The 9,087-nt window shown below is 67.8% G+C and carries 5 protein-coding genes and 3 tRNA genes; 7 read left to right on the forward strand and 1 reads right to left on the reverse strand.

Features of this window, described 5'->3' with window-relative positions; all coding sequences use genetic code 11:
• The first annotated feature begins 118 nt into the window (after positions 1-118).
• The 3 genes from AC07S4_RS29845 to AC07S4_RS29855 all read left to right on the forward strand — a co-directional run bounded on the left by AC07S4_RS29845 (position 119) and on the right by AC07S4_RS29855 (position 4,524).
• Positions 119-1,810: a response regulator gene (locus tag AC07S4_RS29845; protein WP_494990040.1), complete on the forward strand. Its 1,692-nt coding sequence runs from the start codon at positions 119-121 to the stop codon at positions 1,808-1,810.
• A gap of 67 nt (positions 1,811-1,877) precedes the next feature.
• Entirely contained in the window at positions 1,878-3,422 is a 1,545-nt protein-coding gene (locus AC07S4_RS29850) for an HDOD domain-containing protein (RefSeq protein ID WP_494990041.1), read from the forward strand.
• Between the two features lie 88 nt (positions 3,423-3,510).
• Positions 3,511-4,524: a hypothetical protein gene (locus AC07S4_RS29855; protein ID WP_494990042.1), complete on the forward strand. Its 1,014-nt coding sequence runs from the start codon at positions 3,511-3,513 to the stop codon at positions 4,522-4,524.
• Positions 4,525-4,529: 5 nt separating this feature from the next.
• Here AC07S4_RS29855 and AC07S4_RS29860 read toward each other — a convergent pair whose 3' ends face one another.
• Positions 4,530-7,844 (reverse strand): bifunctional diguanylate cyclase/phosphodiesterase, encoded by a 3,315-nt coding sequence (locus AC07S4_RS29860; RefSeq protein ID WP_494990043.1) that lies wholly within the window; start codon positions 7,842-7,844, stop codon positions 4,530-4,532.
• A 233-nt stretch (positions 7,845-8,077) separates the two neighbouring features.
• On the opposite strand from AC07S4_RS29860, the gene AC07S4_RS29865 reads away from it, so the two are divergent.
• From AC07S4_RS29865 to AC07S4_RS29880, 4 genes are all read left to right on the forward strand, one after another.
• Positions 8,078-8,161: transfer RNA gene (locus AC07S4_RS29865), tRNA-Tyr, on the forward strand.
• 49 nt (positions 8,162-8,210) lie between these two features.
• A tRNA-Gly gene (locus AC07S4_RS29870) sits at positions 8,211-8,284 on the forward strand.
• A gap of 38 nt (positions 8,285-8,322) precedes the next feature.
• A tRNA-Thr gene (locus AC07S4_RS29875) sits at positions 8,323-8,397 on the forward strand.
• Between the two features lie 82 nt (positions 8,398-8,479).
• A partial coding sequence (locus AC07S4_RS29880) for a GTP-binding protein (RefSeq protein WP_494990044.1) occupies positions 8,480-9,087 on the forward strand: 608 nt, incomplete at its 3' end.

The following is a 9,087-nucleotide window of genomic DNA, read 5'->3' on the forward strand; positions in this document are numbered from 1 at the left end:
CACAGATTCTCACACTTCCGTAATATACTTTGCCTACAGGCAGCCTGCCGCCGCATCCCTGCGCGCCGCTGCCATCACGTGCGCCTCGCCCATGCGCAGACGGATTGCGGAAAGAATAATGAATCAGCCTATGGGTTTCACCGCGGGGCGGGCCAGCCAGCCTGCACGCCTTACAGCCGGCCTTGGCGCCGGCATCAGCGCGCTCACCATCGAGCCGCATCCCGGCATGCGCGCCAGCCTGCACAATATGCTCAATCTGTGCGGCGTGACCCGGATCGAGGACGCCAGCAGTTCGGGCCAGGCCATCCGCATGCTGTCCAGCAAGACTTACGACATCGTGCTGTGCGAATACTGCCTGGACGGCGGCCAGGACGGCCAGCAGATGCTGGAGGACTTGCGCCACCACCGCCTGATCCAGCCCGCCACGCTGTTTTTCATGGTCACCGGCGAAGGCCAGTTCAACAAGGTGGTCAGCGCCGCCGAGCTGCAGCCCAACGACTACATCCTGAAACCTTTCACGGCCGACAATATGCTGGAGCGCATCGCGCGCGCCTTCGACAAGCGCCGGGCGCTGTCCGGCATCCACCAGCTGGTGGCGCTGGGCGACCAGCGCGGCGCCATCGCCGCCTGCCTGGACGGCGAGCAGCAGCAGCCGCGCTACGTGGCCGACTTCCAGCGCCTGCGCGCCGAGCTGCACATGGAGCTTGGCGAGCCGGAGCTGGCCGAACCCATCTACGCCGAGCTGTACGCCAGCAAAAACATCCACTGGGCGCGGCTGGGCCAGGCCAAGTGCCTGTTCCTGCGCGGCCTGCACGGCGAATCGCAGGCCATGCTGGGCGCGCTGGTGGAGCAGAACAAGCGCTTCCTGGACGCCTACGACTGGCTGGCGCGCACCCACGAGGTGGGCAGCGACTGGAGCAGCGCGCAGGCCGTGCTGAGCGAGGCGGTGGAACTGTCGCCGCACGCGGTGCGCCGCCTGCGCCGGCTGGGCGAAGTGGCGCTGGAGGCGGGCGATCTGGACGCCGCCGAGCAGGCCTGGAAGCAGGTGGTCAGCAAGGCCCGCTATTCCGAATTCCGCGACCCCGAGGACCACGCGCGGCTGGTGTCCACGCTGGTGCGCAAGGGCGACCCGGTGCAGGCGGCCGCCGTCATCCGCGACCTGGACAAATCGCTGGCCGGGCAGCGCAACACGGCCGTGTGCAGCGCGATCTCCTCGGCCATGCTGCACGAGTACACCGGCAACCAGGCGCGGCTGGACGAATCCATCCAGTTCGCGCTGGCCGGCTGCCGCCGCGCCACCGGCCTGTCCAACGATTTGCGGCTGGAACTGGCGCGTACCTGCCTGGAAGGCGGCAAGCCCGAGCAGGCCGCCGAAGTGCTGCGCGGCGTGATGCGCAACGCCGGCAGCCCCGCCGCCATGGCCAAGGCCATGCGCGTGCTGGAGGACGCGGGGCAGGGCGAGCTGGCGCAGCAGCTGGCGGCGGAAAGCCGGCAGGAAGTGGTGGACATGGTGGCCGTGGGCGCCGCGCGCGCCAAGGAAGGCGACTACAAGGGCGCCGTCGAGCTGATGATGGAGGCGGTGGCCAAGCTGCCCGACAACGGCCAGGTGGTCTTCAACGCGGCCGTGGCGGTGCTCAAATGCCTGGAGAACACCGGCTGGGACGGCACCCTGGGGCAGGACGCGCTGAACCTGATCGCCAGCGTGCGGCGGCTGGACCCGGCCAACCCCAAGCTGGGCGCGCTGTCCGCGCTGCACCAGGACATATTGAAGAAATACAACATCCGGGCCGGACGGCTGGCGGCAATCTGACGCGGCGCGGCGCGCGCGGCGCTACAATGGCTTGCCGCCCTGATAGGGCATAGCTGGATACCGTACCATGCCGTCTGCCTCGTCCCACGATCCCGCCCAGCTGGACACGCGTCCCGTGCGCGGTCCCCTGCTGAAGAAACTGTGCAGCGACGAGGGCGTGTTCGCGCTGGGCGTGTCGGTGGCGCGCGTGGTGCAGCTGGTGGACTCGGACGAGGGCGGCACGCAGGAGCTGGCCTACTACGTGCTGTCGGACGCTGCGCTGACGCAGAAAGTGCTGCGCATCGCCAACACGCCGCGCTACCGCACGGTGGGCGGTATTGCTGTCACCACCATCTCGCGCGCCATTTCCCTGCTCGGCTTCGACAACGTGAAGACCACCGCGCTGGCCATGCTGCTGGTGGACACGCTGGCCAACAGCAAGCACGCGCAAAGCGTGCGGGTGGAGCTGGAGGCGGCGCTGTGCGCCAGCCTGATCGGGCGCGAGCTGGCGCGCCTGTCGGCCTACCAGGGCGCGGAGGAAGCCTCCATCGGCGCCCTGTTCAAGAATATCGGTCCGCTGCTGATCGCGTCCCAGCACCACGAGCGCTACCGCGAGATCAACGTGCTGGTGGCGGGCGGCGCGCACAGCATCAGCCAGGCCTCGCAGATGATACTGGGCAGCACCTACGACACGCTGTCGGCCGCCATCCTCAATGAATGGAAGATCCCGGACGTGATCGTGCGCTCCATCGGCGCGCTGCCGCCGGCGCCGGTGCAGAAGCCGCCGCCGAACCGGCAGGACTGGGTGCGCCTGGTGGTCTCGTTCAGCATGGACGCGGCGCGCGCGCTGGTGCGTCCGGGCGGCCTGGCGGACGACGTGCTCAAGGCGCTGTTCGAGCGCTACGGCGCGGCGCTGGGGCTGGAGCGGCAGCGGATGGCGGAGATGCTGGGGGCGATACGCGGCGAGATGGACGAGCTGCTCGACACGCTGCAGCTGCAGCCGGCGCCGCCGCCGGCCGAGGAAAGCGCCGAAGGCCTGCCGAATGTGCTGCTGCTGGCCACCATGGACGCGGGCGGCAAGCTGCCAGAAGGCCAGCACGCCAGCGGCAAGCCCTACAACGCGCGCGAGCAGCTGCTGGCGGGCGTGCAGGAGGTGGCGCAGATGCGCGCGGCGGGGCGCTGCAAGGTCAACGAGGTGATCCAGGCGGTGCTGGAAACCCTGTACCGCAGCATGGGCTTCCGCTACGCCACCGTGTGCCTGAAGGACGCGCGCGCAGGCACCTTCCGGGCCCGCATCGCCTTCGGCGAAAAGCACGCCGCGCGCATGGCCGAGTTCGCCTTTCCGATGGCGCCGGGCAGCGACCTGTTCCACCTGGCCATGCAGAACGACGCCGACCTGATGATCGCCGACGCCAGCACGCCGAAAATCCGCGACCTGCTGCCGGCCTGGCACCGCAAGCTGCTGCCGGACGCGCGCAGCTTCATCGTGCTGCCGCTGGTGGTGCAGGGCGTGCAGCTGGGCCTGTTCTACGCCGACCGCAGCGAACCGGCGCCCGAAGGCGTGCCGCCCGACGAAACCTCGCTGATCCGCGCCCTCAAGGGGCAGGTGCTGGTGGCGCTGACGCCGTCCTGAATCCGGCCTTTACCAGAATTTACCAAATTTAACTAACCGTAAAGATTTCACCGTGGAATGATGGTGGAAATCGTTACGGGGAGTGTGTGTGAAAGGCCGTCTGCAGTTCGCCAATTTTCAATTCAAGCCTGAGGTGCGCCGCCGGCTGCTGCCGGCGGTGCTGTCGTCCGCTTGCGCGGCGGCGGGAGCGCAGCAGGCGCCCGCCGCGCCGCAAGCGGCAGCCCTGGACCAGGCCTGCGGCCTGGCCGCCACCGGCGCCGTGGCCGTGCCCGGCATTGCCGTGACCCTGTCGCCCGGCGCCGCCGGCGACTTGCCTTATGCCGAGGCGCGTTCGGCCGCTACGGACGCCAGCGCCAGGATTTATTTCGAGCCGGCCCTGGCCCAGGGCGTGGAGTCCAAGGCCGCCTGTCTCGCCGGCCTGCTGGACCTGCTGGCGCCCGTCATTCCCGACGCGCGCCGCGGCCTGCGCTGGTCGGCCATGACCATCACCACCAATCCGGACTATGTGGCGCCCAAGGGCGGCGAGGCGCGCTGGCTGAACGTGTTCCGCAGCGCCGGCTGGGACGAGGCGGCGCTGAATTTCCTGATCGAGGTGATGCCCCATGAGCAGGTGCACTTCAGCCAGGCGCGCGGCGCCATCAAGCTGCCGCGCTGGTTCCAGGAGGGGCATGCGGAATGGGCCGGCCTGAAGGTCACGCGCCAGGTGCGGCCCGACATGGCCGAGCGGCGGCGCGCCGGGCTGGCCGCCGAGCGCGCCAGGCTGGACGCGCCCCGTCTGGGCGCCTGGGGCGGCATGCGTGTCCGGCCGGAGGCGGTAGCGCGCCAGATGAGCAGCGAGGAGCGCGCCCTTGCTGCGCAAGATCCGTCCTATGTGCCGAAAGGGCCGTTCAAGTTCGGCCCGGGCGACTTCATGCAGGACCTGGCCAATGAGCAGGGCCGCTACGGTGCGGCGCTGGCGCTGTTCGACGGCCTGGAAAGCCGCCATGGCCTTGCCGCCGTGCAGGAATGGGTCACCGCCGTGCTGGCCTCCGGCGACGCCAGCCGCATCCTCCCGCTGGCGCAGGAGAAGCTGGGCGAGGATCTGGCGCCTTTGCTGCGCTAGCGTCCTTACGCCGCCTGCTGCGCCAGGCTGGCGCGCGCCAGCGCCTCGAACTGCTCCACCGGCACCGGCCGGGCGAACAGATAGCCCTGCGCCTCCTCGCAGCCTTTGCTGCGCAGGAATTCGCGCTGGGCCGCCGTTTCCACGCCTTCCGCCACCACCGCCAGCCCCAGCGAATGGGCCAGCGCGATGGTGGCCGCCACGATCACCGCATCGTTCGGATCGGTCTCGATGTCCTTCACGAAGCCCCGGTCGATCTTGATGCGGTCCAGCTCGAACAGCTTCAGGTAGCTCAGCGAGGAGTAGCCGGTGCCGAAGTCGTCGATGGCCACCTTCAGCCCGCGCGAGCGCAGTTCGCGCAGCAGTTTGCGGCTGTGCTCGGGGTCCTGCATGGCGGCCGATTCGGTGATCTCCAGTTCCAGCAGGGCAGGGTTGATGCCGCTTTCGGCCAGCAGCCGGTCCAGCTGCGGCAGCAGCGCGCTGCCGTGGCATTGCCGCGCCGACAGGTTGACCGCCAGCCGCAAATGGCCCAGGCCGCAGTCCCGCCACAGCTGCAGCCGCTCCACGGCGCGCCGCAGCACCCAGTCGCCCAGCGGCAGGATCAGGCCGGACTCCTCGGCGATGGGAATGAAGCGGTCCGGCCCCACCATGCCCAGCTCGGGATGGTGCCAGCGCAGCAGCGCCTCGGCACCGATCACGCTGCCGCCTTCGAGTTCCACCTGGGCTTGCAGGTAGAGCTCGAATTCGTTTTGCTCCAGCGCCTGCCACAGCCGGCTTTCCAGCAGCAGCCGCTCGTGCGTGGCGGCGTTCATCGAGGGCGAGAAGAACTGGAAATTGCCCCGGCCCTGGCTCTTGGCGGCGTACATGGCGGTGTCGGCGTGGCGCAGCAGCGTGGGGCCGTCGCCGCCGTCGGACGGAAACATGGCCACGCCCACGCTGGCGCCGCTGTGGATGGTTTTTCCCTGCAGCACAAACGGCGTGCTGAGCGCGTCCACGATGCGCACCGCGATCTGGCTGGCGCTGTCGGGCGTAATCGGGTTGTTGGGGGCGTTGCCCGCCAGGACGATGAATTCGTCGCCGCCCAGGCGGGCGATGGAGTCGATTTCGCGCAGCAGCTCGCGCAGGCGGTTGGCCACGCCGATCAGCAGCAGGTCGCCCACCTGGTGGCCGTGCGTGTCGTTGATTTTCTTGAAGTGGTCGAGGTCGATGAACATCACCGCGCCGCTGCCCTGGCTGCGGCGCGCCTGCGCCAGCAGCTGGTCCAGGCGCAGGTTCAGCGACAGGCGGTTGTCCAGCCCGGTGAGCGGGTCGTGGTGGGCCAGGCGGTGGATGCGCTCCTGCGCGCGCTGCTGCTCGGTCAGGTCGTGCAGGATGGCGACGAACAGGTGCTCGTCCGGCAGCTCGACTTCGCTCACCGACAGCGCCAGCGGGAAGGCGCTGCCGTCGCTGCGCCAGCCGGTGGCCTCGTGCTCGTGGGTGACGCCGCTGGCGACCGCACGCAGCAGGCCGGAGGCGGTGTCGCCGTCGGCCACCGGCAGCAGGTGCTCCAGGCGCAAGCCGGGCATCTGCTCGGGCGCGTAGCCGAACAGGCGCCCGGCCGCGCCGTTGGCCGACACCAGCGTGCCGTCGCTGGCGATGGTGAGGATGGCGTCGGCCGCCTTGTCGAGGATGGCCTGCAGGCGGGCTTCGCGTTCGCGCAGGCGGCGCGTGGCGTCCTTCACCTGGTCCTGGATCAGCGCGCGCTCGCCCGAGATCAGCAGCATCATGCCGCCCAGCAGCGCGGTCAGCAGCAGGCCGCAGGTCAGCACGGTCCAGCTTTGCCAGCCGCGCTGGGCCGCCGCGTAATCGGCCGTGGGCGCCGCAGTCAGCAGATAGTCGCGGCCGCCGAAGCGCAGGCGGCGCTGCACCTGGGCCGCGTGGGCTGCCGCGCCGTCGGCCGCACCCTGCGCGGAACGCGGCAGGCGGTCGTACAGGGTGCGCGGCGGCGCGGCGCTCACGTCCTGCAAGCGCACCTGCATGGCGGGGAAGTTCACCTGCGCGATGGCGCGCTCGATGTAGGAGTCCGCATGGATGGAAATCAGCAGCATGCCTATGGTGCTGGCGGCGTCGCCCGGGGCCTGCACCGCCTGCAGCAGAATCAGGCCGTTCTTCTCGGTGTGGCGGAACAGCGAAATGGGCGCGCTGACGGTGGGCTGGCCGCTATGCAGCGCCCGCCGCACCGCCTCCGCGCGCACCGGCTCGCTGAGGAAGTCGATGCCGAGGTAGCGCCTGCTGCTCATGGGTTCGATATAGGTCGACACCATGTACTGCGGGCGTTCGCCGGCGCGCTGCATGCGGTGCTCGCCGCCGCCTTCACGCACTTCAAAGGCGGGATCGATGGTCTGCCGGCCCCATTGCTCGTAGGCGGCGCGCTGCGCCTGGCCGACCGGCTTGAGCCAGCTCATGGACAGCAGCTCGGGGCGCCGGTCCAGATAGCCGGACGCGAAATTGCTGAAGTCGCTCGCGCCCATGGCGCGCTGCGGGTCGTTGAGCGCCTTGGACATGGCGTAGATGAAGCGCTCGTGCTCGCTGAACTGGGCCTGCAGCAAGTCGCCCAGCTGCTGCGCCTTGAGGCGGAAGGTTTGCAGCTGCTGCACGTTCTCCCAGTGTTCGACCTGGAAGTAGATGCCGACGAACACCGCGCTCGACACCAGCAGCGGCAGGCCCGCCAGCCAGCGGCGGCGGCGCCACAGCGGGCGCGGCTGGCCGATGAGGATCCAGGTCAGCGGCGCGGCCAGCAGGATGCCGGTGGTGTCGCCCAGCCACCAGGTGAACCAGTTGACCGGCAGCGCGGCCGGGGCCAGCGTGCCGAGCAGGCCATTGGCGCCTATCGCCACCGTGCAGCTGACCAGGGCGAGCAGCGGCGCCAGCAGCATAAAGCCCAGCACGTCGCGCCCGCGCCCCAGCGCCGGCTGCACCGCGCGCCGCAGCACCAGGCTGGCCACCCAGGCTTGCAAGGTGGCGCCGGCGCCGGCCGCCAGCGCCGCCAGCAGGGCCACGCCCGAAGGCCAGGCCGGCGCGGGCGCGTTGCCCAGCGGTAGCAGGTTGACCAGCACCGCGCCCAGCGCCACCGCCGGCAGCAGGCGCGGCCCCAGTGTGAACACCGTCGCCAGCGCGATGCCGGCCGGCACGAACAGCGGGCTGGCGTAGGCCGCGCCCAGCGCCATCTCCAGCCCCAGGCGGCCGGCCGCCAGGTAGGCCAGCAGCAGGGCGGCGTTGGCCAGCAGCAGCGGGCGCCAGCGGAAAGAGGGGGCGGCGGCTGCGGGAAAAGCGTAGGGTTCCAAAATCGGCTGCTCCAGTCGGGGCCAGTTCCGGCGCATCGGATGTATGCGTCAAGATGTCGATTCTATAAGAAATCATTCAACTTAAAAACAACACTTGCACAATCACATTCTTGTGATTACAATCTCGCCCCGAAGCAGACGAAACATCGCAGCTTGCAGAAAATGAAGTCGAAAAATTCTGCAGACAGTGTTGACAAGTCAAAGAAGTTGCTTCATACTCTGCGGTTCCTCGCGGAGGGGTGGCCGAGTGGTTAAAGGCGACAGACTGTAAATCTGTTCTTTCGAGTACGCTGGTTCGAATCCAGCCCCCTCCACCAAGTTTTTGCAAGAAAACTGAGTGATAGTAGTGAAGATGATCTAAACCTCGCGGGTGTAGCTCAATGGTAGAGCAGAAGCCTTCCAAGCTTACGACGAGGGTTCGATTCCCTTCACCCGCTCCAGTTGGCTTGCATCTATGTGGTACATCGCAACAAATAAAGCCCTTTTAGCTCAGTGGTAGAGCACTCCCTTGGTAAGGGAGAGGCCACGTGTTCAATCCACGTAAAGGGCACCAGAATTCGCAGTATCAAGCAAGCAGCATCCTCAAGCAGTCGGGCGCGTGCCCTGCACACTTATCAAATTGTTAGGAGTCTAAAATGGCAAAAGGTAAATTCGAGCGGACTAAACCGCACGTGAACGTCGGCACCATCGGTCACGTTGACCATGGCAAGACCACCCTGACGGCTGCAATCGCTACCGTTCTGTCGAAGAAATTCGGCGGCGAAGCCAAAGCATACGACCAGATCGATGCTGCTCCAGAAGAAAAAGCACGCGGCATTACCATCAACACCGCCCACGTCGAGTACGAGACCGCATCGCGTCACTACGCTCACGTTGACTGCCCAGGCCACGCCGACTACATCAAGAACATGATTACCGGTGCTGCGCAGATGGACGGCGCGATCCTGGTTTGCTCCGCAGCTGACGGCCCAATGCCACAGACCCGAGAGCACATCCTGCTGGCCCGCCAGGTTGGCGTTCCATACATCGTTGTGTTCCTGAACAAGTGCGACCTGGTCGACGACGAAGAGCTGCTGGAACTGGTTGAAATGGAAGTGCGCGAGCTGCTTTCGAAATACGAGTTCCCAGGCGACGACCTGCCGATCATCAAAGGTTCGGCACGTAAAGCACTGGACGGCGACACCGGTCCTCTGGGCGAAGTAGCCATCATGGCTCTGGCCGACGCACTGGACAGCTACATCCC

The sequence above is a fragment of the Pseudoduganella sp. GW821-FHT05F09 genome, from assembly GCF_059419605.1.

Excerpts from the sequence above, each read along its gene's own strand:
- AC07S4_RS29845 (WP_494990040.1), top strand. The coding sequence starts at position 119 with ATGAATCAGCCTATGGGTTTCACCGCGGGGCGGGCCAGCCAGCCTGCA.
- AC07S4_RS29850 (WP_494990041.1), top strand. The coding sequence starts at position 1,878 with ATGCCGTCTGCCTCGTCCCACGATCCCGCCCAGCTGGACACGCGTCCC.